General features: G+C 27.4%; 16 protein-coding genes. 2 read left to right on the top strand and 14 right to left on the bottom strand.

Annotated features, from left to right (window positions below; genetic code table 11):
* The first annotated feature begins 6 nt into the window (after positions 1-6).
* On the top strand, positions 7-744 hold the full coding sequence (locus I2A75_RS13560; RefSeq protein ID WP_195265386.1) for a TIGR03915 family putative DNA repair protein: 738 nt from the start codon (positions 7-9) through the stop codon (positions 742-744).
* 374 nt (positions 745-1,118) lie between these two features.
* On the opposite strand, the gene I2A75_RS13555 is transcribed toward I2A75_RS13560, so the two are convergent.
* The gene (locus tag I2A75_RS13555; protein ID WP_195265385.1) at positions 1,119-1,496 is read right to left on the bottom strand and encodes a RidA family protein; all 378 of its coding nucleotides are present in this window, start codon (positions 1,494-1,496) and stop codon (positions 1,119-1,121) included.
* Between the two features lie 271 nt (positions 1,497-1,767).
* Between I2A75_RS13555 and I2A75_RS13550 the strand changes: the two genes are divergently transcribed.
* Positions 1,768-2,790 (top strand): branched-chain amino acid aminotransferase, encoded by a 1,023-nt coding sequence (locus tag I2A75_RS13550; RefSeq protein WP_195265384.1) that lies wholly within the window; start codon positions 1,768-1,770, stop codon positions 2,788-2,790.
* A 59-nt stretch (positions 2,791-2,849) separates the two neighbouring features.
* Here I2A75_RS13550 and I2A75_RS13545 read toward each other — a convergent pair whose 3' ends face one another.
* From I2A75_RS13545 to asrC, 13 genes are all read right to left on the bottom strand, one after another.
* A complete protein-coding gene (locus tag I2A75_RS13545) occupies positions 2,850-4,280 on the bottom strand; it encodes a HAMP domain-containing sensor histidine kinase (protein ID WP_195265383.1) in 1,431 nt (476 codons plus the stop codon).
* Positions 4,271-5,356, bottom strand: a complete 1,086-nt coding sequence (locus I2A75_RS13540) for a sensor histidine kinase (protein ID WP_195265382.1) — start codon at positions 5,354-5,356, stop codon at positions 4,271-4,273. The genes I2A75_RS13545 and I2A75_RS13540 overlap by 10 nt, the downstream gene beginning before the upstream one ends.
* Positions 5,346-6,041, bottom strand: a complete 696-nt coding sequence (locus I2A75_RS13535) for a response regulator transcription factor (RefSeq protein ID WP_195265381.1) — start codon at positions 6,039-6,041, stop codon at positions 5,346-5,348. The genes I2A75_RS13540 and I2A75_RS13535 overlap by 11 nt, the downstream gene beginning before the upstream one ends.
* 1,170 nt (positions 6,042-7,211) lie before the next feature.
* Complete coding sequence (locus tag I2A75_RS18015) at positions 7,212-7,367, bottom strand: helix-turn-helix transcriptional regulator (RefSeq protein ID WP_243242175.1); 156 nt, start codon at positions 7,365-7,367, stop codon at positions 7,212-7,214.
* Positions 7,368-7,848: 481 nt separating this feature from the next.
* A complete protein-coding gene (locus I2A75_RS13525) occupies positions 7,849-8,634 on the bottom strand; it encodes a formate/nitrite transporter family protein (RefSeq protein ID WP_195265379.1) in 786 nt (261 codons plus the stop codon).
* 134 nt (positions 8,635-8,768) lie between these two features.
* Complete coding sequence (locus I2A75_RS13520) at positions 8,769-9,548, bottom strand: sirohydrochlorin cobaltochelatase (RefSeq protein ID WP_195265377.1); 780 nt, start codon at positions 9,546-9,548, stop codon at positions 8,769-8,771.
* 10 nt (positions 9,549-9,558) lie between these two features.
* Positions 9,559-10,839, bottom strand: a complete 1,281-nt coding sequence (gene hemL, locus I2A75_RS13515; RefSeq protein WP_195265375.1) for a glutamate-1-semialdehyde 2,1-aminomutase — start codon at positions 10,837-10,839, stop codon at positions 9,559-9,561.
* 4 nt (positions 10,840-10,843) lie between these two features.
* Positions 10,844-11,812 (bottom strand): porphobilinogen synthase, encoded by a 969-nt coding sequence (gene hemB / locus I2A75_RS13510; RefSeq protein ID WP_195265373.1) that lies wholly within the window; start codon positions 11,810-11,812, stop codon positions 10,844-10,846.
* A gap of 1 nt (position 11,813) precedes the next feature.
* Positions 11,814-13,301, bottom strand: a complete 1,488-nt coding sequence (cobA, locus tag I2A75_RS13505) for a uroporphyrinogen-III C-methyltransferase (RefSeq protein ID WP_195265371.1) — start codon at positions 13,299-13,301, stop codon at positions 11,814-11,816.
* 5 nt (positions 13,302-13,306) lie between these two features.
* Positions 13,307-14,179 (bottom strand): hydroxymethylbilane synthase, encoded by an 873-nt coding sequence (hemC, locus tag I2A75_RS13500; protein ID WP_195265369.1) that lies wholly within the window; start codon positions 14,177-14,179, stop codon positions 13,307-13,309.
* A 10-nt stretch (positions 14,180-14,189) separates the two neighbouring features.
* A complete protein-coding gene (locus I2A75_RS13495; protein WP_195265367.1) occupies positions 14,190-14,858 on the bottom strand; it encodes an NAD(P)-dependent oxidoreductase in 669 nt (222 codons plus the stop codon).
* Positions 14,816-16,021 carry a glutamyl-tRNA reductase gene (gene hemA / locus I2A75_RS13490; protein WP_195265365.1) on the bottom strand — a complete coding sequence of 402 codons (1,206 nt, stop codon included), beginning with the start codon at positions 16,019-16,021 and terminating at the stop codon, positions 14,816-14,818. The genes I2A75_RS13495 and hemA overlap by 43 nt, the downstream gene beginning before the upstream one ends.
* Positions 16,022-16,246: 225 nt before the next feature.
* Positions 16,247-17,209 (bottom strand): sulfite reductase subunit C, encoded by a 963-nt coding sequence (asrC, locus tag I2A75_RS13485; protein ID WP_195265364.1) that lies wholly within the window; start codon positions 17,207-17,209, stop codon positions 16,247-16,249.
* Positions 17,210-17,220 lie beyond the last annotated feature (11 nt).

Below are 17,220 nucleotides of genomic sequence, written 5' to 3'. Positions count from 1 at the left end.
GTTTTTTTGTTGAAAATAGTATATGAAGATTCTTTTGAAGGATTTTTAACTGCAATTTATGATAGCTTTTATTGTAAAACTCAAATAGCATCAATTTGTACAAAATATGAAATAGAAATAGATCTCCTTTCAGAAGTTAAATACATAAATACAAACTTAAATAAATATTCTAAAGTAAAAAATGCTATTGTATCAAAGATTGATCATTTGGCATTAAATAAAATTTATAAATTATATTTATCTAATTATAAAAACAAAGGACTTTTATGTTTTAAATATTTGAAAATTGCATTTAAAATTGGAAGTGATATTCATAAGTACTTACATTTTGATGAAGTAAGAGAACTAGATTTAATTGATAGACGAGTCACTTTAGAAGGTCATAGATTTACTGGATTTGTACGCTTTATTTCTGTAAAAAATAAATTTTTATATTCTTCAATTGAACCTGATAGCAACATTTTAGAAATTATTTCTCCACACTTTCAAGAACGATTTAGTAATGAATATTGGATAATACACGACATAAAAAGAAATATTGCTTCAGTTTATGATAAAATTTCCTGGGAAATAAAAGAAATGGATATAGAAATTTATAATAATCTTAAAAACTATAATGATAATTTTCAAGATCTTTGGAAAATCTACTTTAAATCCACTACAATAAATGAACGAATCAATCCAAAATTACAAAAAAGAATGATGCCAAAACGCTATTGGAACAATCTCACTGAAATAGAGTGAAGAGTTAATAGTTAAAAATTAAAGATGTTTTGCTCTGCAAAACTAAATTTAAATTAGTTCAAAGCACCTTATATTCAAAATACCTAAAAGATTTTTGCCTCAAATCTTTTACTTTTTTCCTTTTACCATTATTATAAATGATAAATATAAGTTGGCGAAGATAAATAGAATATGTGGAATAAGCATATAGCGAGCAATTAGAAGTAGTTGGCGTGGGAAGAACTACTAGGCCTTAGTGTTGTTGGTTTGTTTGAGCGTAGCGAGTTTAACCAAAACTCTTGGTCTAGTAGTTCTTACAAGCCTAGTACTTCTTTGCTAAGCTATTTAGCTTATGGAACATATCTAGTTATCGCAGCCTTTATGTTTACAATTTATTATACAGTTGCTACTGCTTCTATTTCTATTACACAATCTTTTGGTAATCTTGCTACTTCAACACAACTTCTAGCAGGAGGATTCTCTTTAAAATACTCTGCATAAACTTCATTTACTTGTCCAAAGTCATTCATATCTTTTATGAAAACTACAACCTTAACTACTTTTTCTAAGCTACTTCCAGCTTCCTCTAAAACTGCCTTTACATTTTCTAAAGATTGTTTAGTTGCAGCTTTTATTTCCGTTACAACTTCACCTGTTACTGGATTAACTGGAATTTGTCCTGATGTAAATACCATCTCCCCTATTTTAATACCTTGTGAGTAAGGTCCAATAGCTGAAGGTGCCTTACTAGTTGAAATAATTTCTTTTTGCATTTTACTACACGTCCTTTCTTACTATTTTGTATATAATTTTTTTAAAAACTAATAATAAATATGAGCTTATCAAATTTACATAGGATATCTAAAACAAATTTCAGCATCTCCATAAAGTTTTAGATATCCTACAATCTAAATATACCTTTTTTTTCCTACAATTTCAATATGTAATCCTTTTAATATATTTTATTAATTAATAGACATTTATTAATTTCTTAAGTAATGGTACAATTAGAATAATATAGAAACCATGAGGGAGGTAATAGATATGAGTAAAGATGTTAATATCGATTGGAGCAATCTTGGCTTTAACTATATTAAAACTGATTATAGATATGTATCAGTTTGGAAAGATGGAAAATGGGACGAAGGTAAATTAACAGAAGATAATATGTTAAACATAAGTGAGGCATCTACAGCTCTTCATTATGGGCAACAGTGCTTCGAAGGCCTAAAAGCTTACAGAAGAAAAGATGGTAAAATTCAATTATTTAGAGTCGATAGAAATGCATATAGAATGAATGAAAGCACTTCTAAATTACTTATGCCTGAAATACCAGTTGAAAAGTTCATAGATGCTTGTAAGCAAGTAGTTAAAGCTAATGAGCATTATGTTCCACCATATGGTACTGGCGCTACATTATATTTAAGACCATTTATGATAGGCGTTGGAGATAATATAGGGGTTAAGCCTGCTCCTGAATATATTTTCTGCGTATTTGCAGTACCTGTAGGTCCTTACTTTAAGGAAGGCTTAACACCATGTAACTTTATGATAGCAGATTACGATAGAGCTGCTCCTTATGGAACTGGCGGACAAAAAGTTGGTGGAAACTATGCTGCTTCATTACATCCTCATAAAATAGCTGCTGATAGAGGCTTTGCAGATTGTATTTATTTAGACCCTGCAACTCACACAAAAATTGAAGAAGTTGGTGCTGCTAATTTCTTTGGAATAACAAAAAACAATGAATTTATTACTCCAAAATCACCATCAATCCTTCCAAGCATAACTAAATATTCCCTTATGGATATAGCTAGAGAGTATTTAAAAATGCCTGTATTTGAAAGAGATGTTTATATCGATAATATTGATGAATTTAAAGAAGCTGGTGCTTGTGGTACCGCTGCTGTTATAACTCCAATAGGTGGAATAGAATACAAAGATAAACTTCATGTATTCCATAGTGAAACTGATGTTGGGCCTGTTACAAAAGAGCTTTATAGAATTCTTTGTGGAATTCAATTTGGAGATATTGAAGGACCTGAAGGATGGGTATTTGAAGTTTAATTTATAAAAAATAGCTAAGTTTCTTTGCTTAGCTATTTTTCAGTTTTATGAAAAACTCTCTATATCGATACATTTACAATAAATTTATTATCTCTTATCTCTATTTTAAACTTTCCATTTTGAGCTTCTGTTAAGCTTCTAGCTATATCTAACCCCAGCCCTGACCCCTCCGTACTTCTAGAAGCATCTCCCCTTTTAAATCTTTGAATAAGCTCCTTTTCATTAAGTTCTATTTTCTCAACATACTCATTAATAAATATTGTATTATTAATCTTATCAATTTTGTTATCATGATATTCAAATACTATAAATACTTCAGACTCTTTTGCTGAATATTTAATTATATTTGATATAACATTTTGATATATTCTAAGAGTCTTATCATAATCTGCATAAACAATAATTTTTATATATTTATTTTCCTCTACTTCTTTATCATTTAAAAATATCTTTATATTAAATTTAAGCTTAGCTTCCTTTATCTTATCTTCTAATTCAAATAGTGCATGATTTAAAACTTCTCTAAGATCAATTTCTCTAATATCTAAAACAATATTATTAGAATTAGCAATTACAGACTCTTTAAGATCATTAATTAAAATTTTGATCCTTTTAGCCTTTCTTTCTAATATGTCTATATACTCCTTCTTATCATCCTCAGTTAACTTTCTCTTACTTAAAAAATCAACATAATTTATTATAGAAGTTAATGGTGTTCTCAAATCATGAGACACATTAGTTATTAATTCAACTTTTTCAATATTTGATACTGCCTTATTATTTTCAACATATTTTGAAATAGTAACAAGCTCATCTATAGCCCTATTCATTATATTAAATTCTATACTATTAAGTAACCCATAATTGTCTTGATTTACTTTAAAGGAATGATATACCTTATCAAAGTTTCCATTTTCTAAACTTTTAATTACTTCATCTAAAGTTAAATTCAGATTTTCTACTATTAAGTAATTTTTTAATATACTTATTCCAAAATAAAATAATACTAGAATATTTAATACTATTATCCACCATAGTATTGTTGACTTTATATCTACTTCTTTCATAGTTAGCTGAAATATTATCTGATATAGAGTTATATAAAATATTATTGATATTGTTAGTTTTATAAATTTATCAAAAAGCTTTCCTCTATAAAAACTTCTTTCATAACCTTCAATGTCTTGATTTTTATATATTTTACTTTTCAATATTATTTGCAGCAATGATATTGCAACTATTACAGAAAAAACTATCCATGTTAATAAAACAATATATTTTGGTCCTTCTGTATTATAATTAGGTAAAAATTCTTCACCTGTAGTATTAACTAACTTTCTTACAACAAAATAATTTATAATAACTAATATCTTGCCAATAAAGGTTTCTATAAATACCTTCTCAGTTATCTCTTTTAATTTTATTATTTCCTCGTCCTTAATCCATCTAATTTTATAGTCCTTACTCCATAAAACTTTCTCTAACAACATTGAGTCACTCTCTTTTCTAAAGGTGCTTCCTGAATAGAATTAATACAAAAAGCTATTTCTACTTTAAACAAATCACCATCTATACTAATATTAAAATCACCCTTTTGTAATAAGATTAAGTTTTTAGCAATTTCTATACCTAACCCAGATACATCCTCTTCATTATTACTATTTATTATATATATTAAATCTTTTGGTTCTATATTTAGCTCTTTTTTTGAAGTATTTTTTATACATATATAGACCTTATCATTTTTACAATTTACATCTATATATACTCTACTATTTTCTAGAGAATGTTTTATAGCATTTTCAAGTAATATATCAAAAACTCTCCATAACTTTTCGCTACTACAAGAAATATATATAGTTTCACTTGGAAAGTTCTTTCTAAATATTAATGTGCTATTATGTATTTTATCCTCAAATTCAATTATAGCTTGTTTTAGAAATTCAATTATTTCTATTTCATTAACTTCTAAAAGCATATCTCCCGTTGCTGCTTTTGATGCTTCGAATAATTCTTCAATTAACTTATTTAGATTACTTGACTTATTCTTTAATAAGTCTACTATCTCCTTATTGTTCAAATCAATTTTTAACTTATTAATATTATCTAATATATCTTCTAATGGCTTGTTTAATTTGTTTGCTAAGTTATTTACAAGGTCTATGTTTACCATTTCATTCTTTTTAATATTATTTACTGATTTTTTCAAAGCTCTAGCTATTTCATTTATCTTTATTGTTAAATCAAAATACCTATTGTTTAAAAAATCTCCTAAGTTTTTTATATCAAAGACTTCTTTATTATTAATATCACTAGATATATTTCCTTTATCAAATTCATTTAGCCAATCTTCTATTCTTCTCCAAATCATGGCTATCCTTAGATTATTATTTATTAATTTACCAAGCATTAATGCATTTAATAATAATAATATTAAAATTATTGATATTATTATTTTATTATTAGGAACTCTATAAACAATAAAAAAGATAAACAAACTTATTAATAAAATAACTAAATACTTAAAATTTCTTTTATTTTTTAATGTAAATTTTCTACTTCTCAAACTTATATCCAACTCCCCATATTACCTTTAAATATCTTGGTTTTTTAGGATCTATTTCTATTTTTTCTCTTATTCTTCTGATATGTACCATTACTGTATCCGTGCTAAAACATGGCTCTTCCCAAACTCTCTCATATATTTCTGCCGAAGAAAAAACTCTTCCTGGATTACTTAGAAGAAGGTCTAATATTTTATACTCAGTTTTAGTTATCTTTATTTCTTTTCCATCTACTTCAATAGATTTTCTATTCTTATCTAACTTTATAATGCCATAAGTTAATATATCGTTATTTCTTTCTTTTACATAGTTACCCAAATCAACATACCTTCTAAGTTGAGATTTTACTCTTGCAATAAGCTCTAATGGATTAAATGGCTTTGTTATATAATCATCTGCTCCAATATTTAATCCTAATATTTTATCAGTATCTTGTGATTTCGCCGATAAAATTATTATCGGTATATTTTTATCCTCTCTTATATTCATAGTTGCTCTCATTCCATCCATTTTAGGCATCATTAAATCCATAATTACAAGATGAATCTCTTTATTGTTAATTATATTGAGTGCGTCTAAGCCATCATAAGCTTTAATAACATTTATATCTTTATTTTTTAAATATATTTCTATTGCATCAGTTATTTCTTTTTCATCATCTACAACTAAAACATTATATTTTCCCATAAAGTTTTTCCTTTCTTATATAAAGTACTATCTTATATTATTAATGTTAAATTTACACAAAAAAAGTTTATTAATTTTTATTCATAGGTAAATTATAACATTTATTGCTACTTTTTATAATAATAGATAAATATAAAATTATCCTATCTTATTTCTAAAAAATTTCTAACAATTTGAATATAAAGATTAGGACTATCTATATATCCAATAATTAAATAATTTTGCCTCTCTAGATTTTACTTCTAACAGCCATTTTTTGTTCATTGCTTACGATCATTTAAGTGTTTATATTTGCACATAGCTCTAATGGCCTTTTAGAGCTATGTTGCTGCCTATGCTTGTCACACAAAAAGAAAAGCGTAACTAATAATAACTAGTACGCTTTTTACTTAATTTAATTCTTATATTTTTTTAACTTCCTATATAATTTAAAAACATATTCTTAATTCAAAATTAAATACTAGATTAATCCAAAAATCTTTCTACAAAACAAGCTTAATAAGCTCTAAAGAAGATTCATGATATGAATATATCACATAGAACTATTGCTAATTAAATTACTTACTATACTTATCTATAATCTCCAAAAATTCCTTATTACCTTTTAAAAATTCCAGTTCATTATCCTTATCATTTTTAAGAGCATTTAAAAATATTGAAAGAAAAACCTCATTACTTTCACTTTTAGATTCTTTAGGTTTAATATGCTTATATAATCTAGATTTTGATATATCCCAAGGCTTTTTCAGTTCAGGTATCATTTTCTTTAAAGTAGAGATTAAGTTAGCTTCATCTTTTTGAACTGAATATAACTGAAAATATGCAGAATAAGAATTATAATCCCAAAAATCGTATAAACTTGTTGTCTTTTCTATAATCTCAGCAAAATATTTAGCATCCTCATTATTATTTTCCTTTAAGGCAATCTCTATCATATATGTTAGTGTCTTAAAGATATCAGTTGTCTTAGAAATTAATTTTTGTTCAAAAAGTTCAGATGCTTTTTCATACTCTCCTGATTTTATATAAAGATTACCTTGAAGCTGATTTTTATCATAAGTAATATTAGGAAGCTTATCAATACAATATTGAGCCTTATCATACTCTTCTCTTACTAAGTATTTGTTAATTAACCTAGAAGTTGCTTGATTAGCTATCTCTATATCATTACTATTTGAAATTTTTACATATAGTAATATCAGGATAGCTAATCCCCTTCTCCCACTTATTAACTGCAGGTGTTGATACCCCAAGAACTTCAGCAACTTGCTCCTGAGTTAATCCTTGACCTATTCTTCTTTCTTTTATAATTTCATTTATCTTCATATTAGCATATGCTCCTTTATAAATAGTAAATCAAAAGCTTTTGTTACTATTATTTTATCAAGTAAGACATATTACCACAATTGAGTTGTTGTTAATTTACTTACTAAGTAAATTAACTAACAGTTAATTTGATTGTGATATTTTTTAATTATAAAAAATAATTTATATTATATAAAGCATCATTATGAGTAAGCTGTAGGCTTATTTATCTTTAATACTATTCTTGTCATTTTTATTTTCATTAGCTAAGTCAAGTAAATTCCTCCGATTGTAAATTCCTAATATCATCACTAAGCTTTTCGTTAATATTTTCCGTCAAGTTGTTACTTATTCTTGACACAATTAAAATAAGGGTGAATATTCATCCACCCCTTACTTCTCATTATTAAATCCATTAATATTAAATATTTATAAGTAATTCTGATTTTTTTACAATAATATTAAACTGAAAAAATTAGTTTATAAAATCTAGTTTAAAATATTATTTTTCTTCTTTATTTCCACTAGTAATATAATAGTATGGCAATGCTAAAAATAACACCCCACCTATAAAGTTTCCTAGTGATACTAAAATTATGTTATATGAATATCCCGCTAAAGTTATTGTAGCTGGATCAATTAAATATCCCATAGCTAAAAATCCCATGTTAGCTACACTATGTTCAAATCCAGCTGTTATAAAGGTAAATAAGCACCAGAATATCATTAATATTTTAGCTGTTTCTTCTTTTAACTTATAACACATCCAAACTGCTAAGCAAACTAATATGTTACATAAAATACCTTTTAATATAAGCTGTCCTGCTGGTGCATTTATTTTAGTATAAGCATTATTTACAATAAACTCTCCTATGTATTCGCTTTTTCCATTAGTTAAACCAGCCTGTACAAATAATATTGCACCAAGCACCCCACCTAAAATATTTCCAATCCAACTTGCAAACCATACTTTTATGGCATCAACCCAAGTTACTGTTTTTTCTAAGGCACCCATAGTCATTATCATAGCATTACTTGTAAATAAATCTCCACCTGCCATTAATACTAAACTAAGTGCTACACCAAAAGATGCTCCCATTAGTATTTTATATGTTTCTATACCATTATGATGCATAATACCGCCAATAGTATAAATAAGCATAATTCCTAAGCTTACAAATAAGCTTCCAAGCATTGCACTAACTAAGTATCTCCCCTTACTTCTTCTTAGTAATGCACTTTTAACCTCTGCTGAATGGGCTAAATTATGAATTTCTTTACTGTACATGATACACCCCACAATATTGTTATTTTTTTAACAAGTATTAACACAATACAATACATTTTTTACTAAGATATTTTACAACGAAAAACAAAGTTTTGCAACGAAAACTTTGTTTTTCTATTACTATATTGAAGCTTTTATTTAATTTCTTTTTTAATTTTATTTATGTAATATTCTCTTATTTCTTCATACTCTAATAACGCTTTCTTACTACTGGTAACATTTATATTGTTTTCTTTTATTGAAGCTTTCCACGAGTTAATTTCTCCGAAAATGTCCTTTTTTATATGATTACCAGGTAACATAAGTATTGGAGCTAATATTACATTTTTTGTATTATCATTTAATAATTTTTTGATAACATCTTCTTTTTTTATTTCACCTTCTAATGTACCTATATATACATTTTTATATCCATTCTCTATAAAAACATCTTTCAAAGTATTATATGCATTTGTATTTATAGTTTTAGAACCATGTCCTACTAGCACTATATTATCTGTCTTTAATAAATTCTCCTCTATTGCATTAACTATTAAATTGCATGATTCTTTTAACTGCTCATCTTTGTTACTCATAAGAACATTTCCTAAAGTAATTTTAGAAAAAGAATAATGATATTCTTTAATTATTTTTTCTATATTAGAATACTCACTACCTTCAATAACATGTAACGGCTGAATATATACTTCTTTATATCTATCATTGCTTAAGTTAAATAATACTTCTTCTAGTCTTGGAACTACCTTCCCATATTTATTAAATAATATATTTGATAACACACTTGAAGTAAAAGCCTTGCAAACATGGTATTTTCCATTTACACTTTCTTTTATTTCTGCTTCAAATTCTTCTAACTCTTGCAATCCTTCTAAGTTAGCTGTTCCAAAAGAAACGATAATAATTGCTTTTGACATATGCACCTCTCTATTCTATATTAAACTCTCTAAAAACATTTAAAAATTTATTTATATGCTCTTCTGTGTGAGCAACACTTAAAAATAAAGCTTCATATTGTGATGGTGGTATATTAATTCCATTTGATATCATATGGTTAAAATACTTTTTAAACATATTTTCATTGCATGTTTTTACGTCATCATATTTTTTAACTTCTTTTAAATCTGTAAAAAATATAGTAAACATTCCGCCCTGTCTGTTAATTGTCATTGGAATACGTTTTTCTTTAGCAATTTCTAATAAACCTTTTTCTAGCATTGACCCTAGATGATTTATTTTTTCATAATACTCTTCTTTATGTTTTTTTAATTTCTTTAAAGTTGCAATTCCTGCTGCCATTACAATAGGATTTCCAGACATAGTTCCAGCTTGATATACTTCACCTACTGGAGATAAACATTCCATTATTTCCTTTTTACCTCCATATGCTCCACAAGGAAGTCCCCCTCCCATTATTTTTGCATATGTTACTAAATCAGGTTTTGCTTTAAATAATTTTTGAGCTCCTTCAAAAGATACTCTAAATCCACTCATAACTTCATCAAATATTAATAGTGCTTTATATTTATCACAAAGTTCTCTTAAAAGATTCATAAAATCTTCTTCTGCTTTTATTACTCCCATATTTCCTGCTACTGGTTCTATAATTACCCCTGCAATATCATCTCCATATTTATCGAATAGAGATTTAATACTTTCTTTATCATTATATACTGCTATAAGGGTATTTTTTATACTATCAGTAGGTACTCCTAGTGATCCTGGTATTCCATTTGTTAATACTCCTGATCCCGCCTCAACTAAAAATCCATCAAAATGTCCATGATAGCATCCAGCAAATTTTATTATCTTATTCTTTTTAGTATATCCTCTTGCTAATTTTATTGCACTCATAGTAGCTTCAGTACCTGAATTAACCATTCTTATCATATCTATGTTTTCTAAATTTTTGCATAAGAATTTAGACATTATTAGTTCTAATTCAGTTGGAGCTCCAAATGCAATTGCACTTTCTGAAGTTTCTTTTATAGCATTTACAACATCTTTATCAGAATGTCCTAATATCATAGGTCCCCATGCAAGAACAAAATCTATATATTCCTTACCTTCTTCATCTATTATTATTGCCCCTTTTCCACCTTTTATAATTGGAGGCTCCATTCCAGTATTTCTATATGATCTAACTGGAGAATTAACTCCACCTGGCATATACTTTTTTGATTCATGAAAAATAACTTGATTTCTCATAAAATTAATCCTCCTTTAACCATTTTGCTACTTCTAATGCATAATAAGTTATTATCATATCTGAACCTGCTCTTTTCATTGAAAGAAGCATTTCTAAAACTACTCCTTTTTCATTAATAAGTCCTGCTTCAGCTGCAGATTTTACCATCGCAAATTCTCCACTAACATTATAAGCACAAATTGGTACATTTATTTTATCCTTTGCTCTTCTTATTATATCTAAGTATGACATTGCTGGTTTGACAATGACTATATCTGCACCTTCGTTTATGTCCCACTCTATTTCCCTTATTGCTTCATCTGAATTTGCAGGGTCCATTTGATACGTTTTTCTATCTCCAAACTGCGGTGCAGAATGAGCAGCTTCTCTAAATGGTCCATAGAAAAATGATGAATATTTAGCAGCATAACTCATTATAGCTACATTTTCATATCCATTTTCATCTAATACTTTTCTTATATGCGCAATTCTTCCATCCATCATATCTGATGGTGCAACCATGTGAGCTCCAGCCTTTGCATGGGATAAAGCTATTTTACCTAGTACTTCTAATGTTTTATCATTATCTACTTCACTTCCATTTAATATTCCACAATGTCCATGACTTGTATATTGACACATACAAACATCTGTAATTACATATAAGTTTTTTGAAAGTTCTCTTACTTTTCTTACAGCTTGTTGTACTATTCCATTGTCATTAAAGCTCTCTGATCCACATTCATCTTTTTCATTTGGTAATCCAAATATAATTACACCTTTTATGTTAAGGCTTTCTACTTCATCTATTACTTCATGTAATCTATCTATTGACCAATGATAGTTACCTTTCATTGACGAAATTTCTTCTTTTTTATTTTCTCCTTCAACAACAAAAATAGGGAGAATTAAATCATTCGTACTTAATGTATTTTCTCTTACTAAATCTCTTATTGCTGCATTTGCTCTTAATCTTCTTCCCCTGTTTATCATTTTATTCACCTTTACTTTCTCTATATTTACTATATATTTCTACTATTTCATCTATAAATCCATCTTCAGAATGCTTTTTACACATATGTCCTTCTATAGAATTTGATTTTAAAGTCTTATATGTTTGAGGCCCTATAGCTATATTAAACTTACATTTAATTTCTTCTATACTAAACATATTTATCATATTATTTACAGTACTAGGACTAGTGTATAATATAAAATCTACTTCTTCAAATGCTCTTTTATTTCTTACGTCACCACAAACTGTGTCATATGTATGTACCCTATCGACATATAAACCTAACTTTTCAATTTCTTCTTTTAAATATTCTCTACTACTAGAGGAACAAGGGATTAATACCTTTTCTCCTTTAATTAAATGTGGCTCTAAAGCCTTAAATAAACCTTCACCAACAAATTCTCTTCCCATTATAAAGGCTTGAACTCCTCTTGCTTCCAAAGCTTTTCTCGTTGCTTTGCCGACTACTGAAAATTTTGCTTTAATATTTCTTATATCTACTTTCTTTTCTATAATATAATCAAAAAGCATATTAACACCATTTACTGAAGTTAAGATTATATGATCATAATTGCTCAATTTATCTTTAACTAAATCTAAATTATCTTTAGTTTCTTGTATTTTTATAGAGTTTATTTCTGTTATCTCTGCACCTAAATTTCTAAGCTTCTTCTTCAAGTTAGATGATTGCTCTCTTGATCTCGTTACACATATATTAAGACCAAAAAGAGGTTTCTTCTCATACCAATTTAGCTTATCATTAAGTTCAACAACATCCCCCATAACAATTATACAAGGTGATTTTAATTTAGCTTCTATTACTTTTTTCTCAATATCTTCTAGTGTTCCAACTACCTTCTTTTGCTTTGAAGAAGTTCCTCTCATTACTACAGCTACTTTAGTATTTACATCTTTACCATTATTTATTAATCTTTCAATGATATCCCTTAAATTATTTAGCCCCATCATGAAGACTAAAGTACCTTTTTCTTTAGCTATCGCTTCCCAATTTATATTTAATGTTCCTGCAGTCATACCTGTAACTATATGAAAGCTTTGTGCCATTTCCCTTTGTGTTATAGGAATACCTGCATAATTTAATACTGATATTGGTGAAGTCACTCCTGGAACTACTTCAAACTCTATATCCTCTTCAATTAAAGAAAGTACTTCTTCTCCACCTCTTCCAAAAACATAAGGGTCTCCCCCTTTTATTCTTCCTACAATATGCCCCTCTTTAGCAAGTTTTACTAATGTTTCATTTATTTCTTCTTGTGTTTTATAATGACATCCTGGTTCTTTACCACAATAATATATTTCACAATCTTCTTTTAAATAGTTAAGTATATTATTTGAAACTAATCTATCATATAAAACGGCAGTACAATCTTTTAAAACTTCTACTGCCTTTAATGTTAATAATTCTTCATCTCCTGGTCCAGTACCAATTATATAAACTTCGCTCATTTTAATTATCCTTTCAAAATCTTTTCTGCTAATTTAAATCCTAGTTCTATATTTTCACTTTTATTACCTAAGATATCTTTTTTAACAATTTTTCCTCCTACATCAAAGGTACCTATCATATATAAATCATTATTTTTTATTTCTGAGTAGACACCAATTACGCTATGGCACCCTCCATTTAGTTTTTTCATAAAGCTTCTTTCTGCTTCTACTGAAACTCTAACTTCTTTATTATCTAATCTTCTTAAATAATTGTTGAATTCACCATTTTTTAATGCTTCTATTCCTAAAGCACCTTGGCCTATTGCTGGTAAAAATTGTTTAGGATCAAAATAATCTGTTATTATATCTTCTAAACCTAATCGCTTTACTCCTGCTGCTGCTAAAATTATTCCATCCATATTTTCGTTTTTCATCTTTTCTAATCTTGTTTGGACATTTCCTCTTATTGGAACAATATTTAAATCACTTCTTAACTCTTTTAGCATTGAAGCTCTTCTTATACTACTTGTTCCAATAACAGCACCAGCTTTTAAATCCTTAAAATGAATACCATTGCTTGATACAAATATATCTCTAATATCATCTCTTTCAGGAATAGCTACTAGCTCAAAACCTTCTGGTAATTCAAAAGGCACATCTTTCATACTATGCACGGCTGCATGTGCTTTTCTATTTAAAAGTGAATATTCTATTTCTTTAACAAAAAGACCTTTTCCGCCTATTTTATCTAATGTTACATCAAGTCTTCTATCACCTTCTGTAACTACCAATAATTTTTTAGCACTTATATTATTTTTTTCTTTAATAAGTTCAATTACTTTATCTGCTTGAACTTGTGCTAATTTACTTTTTCTAGTTGCAATAATTAGTTCCATAAAATATCTCCTATAAATTTTTATATATTTTATTAGATACTTCTTTTCCAAAAAACATATCTATTACTATTTTGTCTTTTCCTTTTTCATATATGTATTTGAAATCTTCACTACATATAAATTTAATTATATCATTTTTGTTTTCTCTTAAAGATTTTGCTTGTTCCCTAATAAGAGATGAGTAACCAATAAAGTCATCATAATTCTTTAGTAAATCCAATATTTTTTCTGCTATCATTAATGAACCCTTTGGATTTCCATTCTTGGTATTTACTGAAAAGCTTATATTTTTCAACTCTCTTTGAACTGGTGCTACTGCCATTCCATTTGAATATTCAGAAGCAAATATGTATATTTTATACTCATCATCACAATCTTTTTTTATTTCTAAATTCTTATTGTAATCATCTGTTGCTATTATTATTAAATGCTTATCTCTAATAAAGTCCTTATTATATTCTCCTTTAATTAAATTAATATCTTTTAAATTTGAAAATTTATCAATAAAATTTAAAGATAAAACATCAACAATGCATCCCTTATGTAAAAAGTTTTTTCCTTTTATATAGCCAACATTTCCTCCACCAACTATACCAACTCTTAATTTCTTAGACATTATAGAAATATAAGTATAATTTAAAGATTCTTTAGGAATATCTTTTCTAGTATCTTTATACATTCTTCTCCTTGCCCCTTTAATTGTTCTTCTTTTAATACTTCTATTGCCCTATTAACATAGTAATCTGACGTACTCTTTATAAGTTTTTCTGCAATTTCTATATCTTTTTTATCATTACATTTATTCTTTAATGTAGTTTGCCTTTCTTTTATAACTCTAGAACTATTTTTTTTCATATCTTTGATAACATACGCTACATCTCTTATGTTCTTCCAATTAAAATAGCCTTCTATATATTCATTTATAATATTTTTAAACTGTAGCATTCTTTCTTTTCTAAGTTTTTTATTTTCATCATCCATTGAACTTATATCATCAATATCATAAAGATCTATCCTTGTATATTCTTTAACTTTTTCATCAACATCTCTTGGCAAAGCTAAATCAAATATTATTAGCTTATTTCCACTCTCTTTTATATGTTTTTTCTCTATAATTAAGTGTGGAGCAGAAGTGCAAGAAACCACACATTCCATATCATTTATTATATTTCTTCCATCTTCATAAGTCATTATGTTAACTCTTTTATCATCAATATCATTAACACTTTCAACTCTTCTAACTACAATATTCAATTCTTCTATATCATTAGAAAGAGCATATTTAACTACTAGTTTTCCTACTTCTCCATATCCTATAACCATAATTTTCTTTGCATTATTTTTTATTGCTTCATTAATAGCTATTGATGCAGAAGAAACTGGAATTTCATATAATTTCCCTTCAGTTCTAAATTTTTTGCCGCAAGTTATTGCTTCTTGAAATAATCTTTGCAAATCATGTTTAACTGATTTTAGTTCATCTGCCAAATGATATGCATCTTTTATTTGTCCAAGTATTTGATCTTCTCCTAATATCTTTGAGTGGAATCCACAAACCACTTCCATCAAATGTTTTACTGTTTCCTTTTCATCTAAGTAGAAACAATAATCTCTTAAATTAATATTCCAATTTAGCACTTCAAAAATCTTTTTTAATCCTTCTTCTCCATTTAAAGAACCATTAAAATAAATTTCTGTTCTATTACAAGTGCTCAGAATAACAACCTCATCGAAATATTGAAGTAGCTCTTTTGTATATCCTTCTCTCTTTTTTTGAGACAAAGCTAACTTTTCTCTTATTTCTACTCCTGTATTCTTTTTAATCCCTAAAAGCTGAATCATAATTTTACTCCTAAATTATCTTTATTACTTCGTTTATTTTTATAATAACCCTATTATACTCTTATTACAAATTTTTTTGCACATTTCATATGTATTTTACTTAAATTAAAGTTTAAGACCGCTAAAAATAGCGGTCTTAGAAGTTTTACCATATTAATTTTACATATTTAACTAGTATTTTGTCTAATACTTTATACTAATTTTATTTATAAGTATTTACCTATATTAGTATCTTATTCCACTCCAATAGATATTATCTTTTAGAATAGCTTTATCTGAAAGTTCTACTCCTTCAAGAGCCCACTTTTTAAATTCCATAAATCCTGTTCTATCTACAATATATCCAATATGCTCTTTTCCACCTAGAGCATCTTTAGCAATATATTGTTCAACATACTTATAAGTATTTAATATTATTTTTATTATGCTTTCTTCATCTACCCATACAATAAAGTCTTCAGCTAATCTTGGATTTTTCTTTCCTGTTCTACCCATTATAGCTAATCTATAATATTTTTCTTTACTTCTTGTCCATGCTCCTGTTGGACAGTTTATAACACATTCTCCACAACCTATACATTTACTATGATCTCTTACTGGTCTATAGTTTTCTGGATGTAATGCTCCTGTTGATTTTTTCTTACATGCTCTAACACATGCACCACATGATATACACTTATCTCTATCAAATTGTGGCTCTGTCATTCCTATTATTCCAAAGTCGTGCATTCTAGCTTTGATACAGTCATTCGGACATCCTGTTAATGCTATTTTAAAATGTAAATCATTAGGGAATATAGCTTTTTCTATCTTCTTAGCAAAATTAGTAGTATTATAATTTGCGTATGGACAGACTTTATTACCTATACATGCTGATACGTTTCTTGTTCCAGCTGCTGTATATCCCTTTCCTGGGATTTCTTGATTTATTTCTAATCCTTCTATTATAGGTTGAAGGAGAATGTTAACCTCATCTATGTCGTTCATATCTATGCCTGGGATTTCAAATCCTTGTCTTGTTGTTAAATGAACTGTTCCATCACCATATTTATCCGCAATTTCTTGAATTAATCCTAAGTATTCAGCCTTTAAGAATCCACCTGGAACTCTTATTCTTGAAGCTGTTATTCCTCTTCTTTTTGTAACTCTAAAGGCATTTTTTTTCAGCTTTTTAGTATTGATATCCATAGTGTCTCCTC

Source organism: Clostridium sp. 1001275B_160808_H3, assembly GCF_015550425.1.
Taxonomy (GTDB): Bacteria; Bacillota; Clostridia; order Clostridiales; family Clostridiaceae; genus Clostridium.
Note: the sequence above shows the minus strand (reverse complement) of the source record. Positions and strands in the feature narration are given on the sequence as shown.

What these genes read in the sequence shown, in the direction of transcription:
- I2A75_RS13520 (WP_195265377.1), bottom strand. Translation starts at nt 9,548, where the DNA reads ATGTCAAAAGCAATTATTATCGTTTCTTTTGGAACAGCTAACTTAGAA.
- hemC (WP_195265369.1), bottom strand. Translation starts at nt 14,179, where the DNA reads ATGGAACTAATTATTGCAACTAGAAAAAGTAAATTAGCACAAGTTCAA.
- I2A75_RS13535 (WP_195265381.1), bottom strand. Translation starts at nt 6,041, where the DNA reads ATGGGAAAATATAATGTTTTAGTTGTAGATGATGAAAAAGAAATAACT.
- cobA (WP_195265371.1), bottom strand. Translation starts at nt 13,301, where the DNA reads ATGAGCGAAGTTTATATAATTGGTACTGGACCAGGAGATGAAGAATTA.
- asrC (WP_195265364.1), bottom strand. Translation starts at nt 17,209, where the DNA reads ATGGATATCAATACTAAAAAGCTGAAAAAAAATGCCTTTAGAGTTACA.
- hemL (WP_195265375.1), bottom strand. Translation starts at nt 10,839, where the DNA reads ATGAGAAATCAAGTTATTTTTCATGAATCAAAAAAGTATATGCCAGGT.
- I2A75_RS13525 (WP_195265379.1), bottom strand. Translation starts at nt 8,634, where the DNA reads ATGTACAGTAAAGAAATTCATAATTTAGCCCATTCAGCAGAGGTTAAA.
- I2A75_RS13555 (WP_195265385.1), bottom strand. Translation starts at nt 1,496, where the DNA reads ATGCAAAAAGAAATTATTTCAACTAGTAAGGCACCTTCAGCTATTGGA.
- I2A75_RS13495 (WP_195265367.1), bottom strand. Translation starts at nt 14,858, where the DNA reads ATGTATAAAGATACTAGAAAAGATATTCCTAAAGAATCTTTAAATTAT.
- I2A75_RS13550 (WP_195265384.1), top strand. Translation starts at nt 1,768, where the DNA reads ATGAGTAAAGATGTTAATATCGATTGGAGCAATCTTGGCTTTAACTAT.
- hemA (WP_195265365.1), bottom strand. Translation starts at nt 16,021, where the DNA reads ATGATTCAGCTTTTAGGGATTAAAAAGAATACAGGAGTAGAAATAAGA.
- I2A75_RS13545 (WP_195265383.1), bottom strand. Translation starts at nt 4,280, where the DNA reads ATGTTGTTAGAGAAAGTTTTATGGAGTAAGGACTATAAAATTAGATGG.
- I2A75_RS18015 (WP_243242175.1), bottom strand. Translation starts at nt 7,367, where the DNA reads ATGAAGATAAATGAAATTATAAAAGAAAGAAGAATAGGTCAAGGATTA.
- hemB (WP_195265373.1), bottom strand. Translation starts at nt 11,812, where the DNA reads ATGATAAACAGGGGAAGAAGATTAAGAGCAAATGCAGCAATAAGAGAT.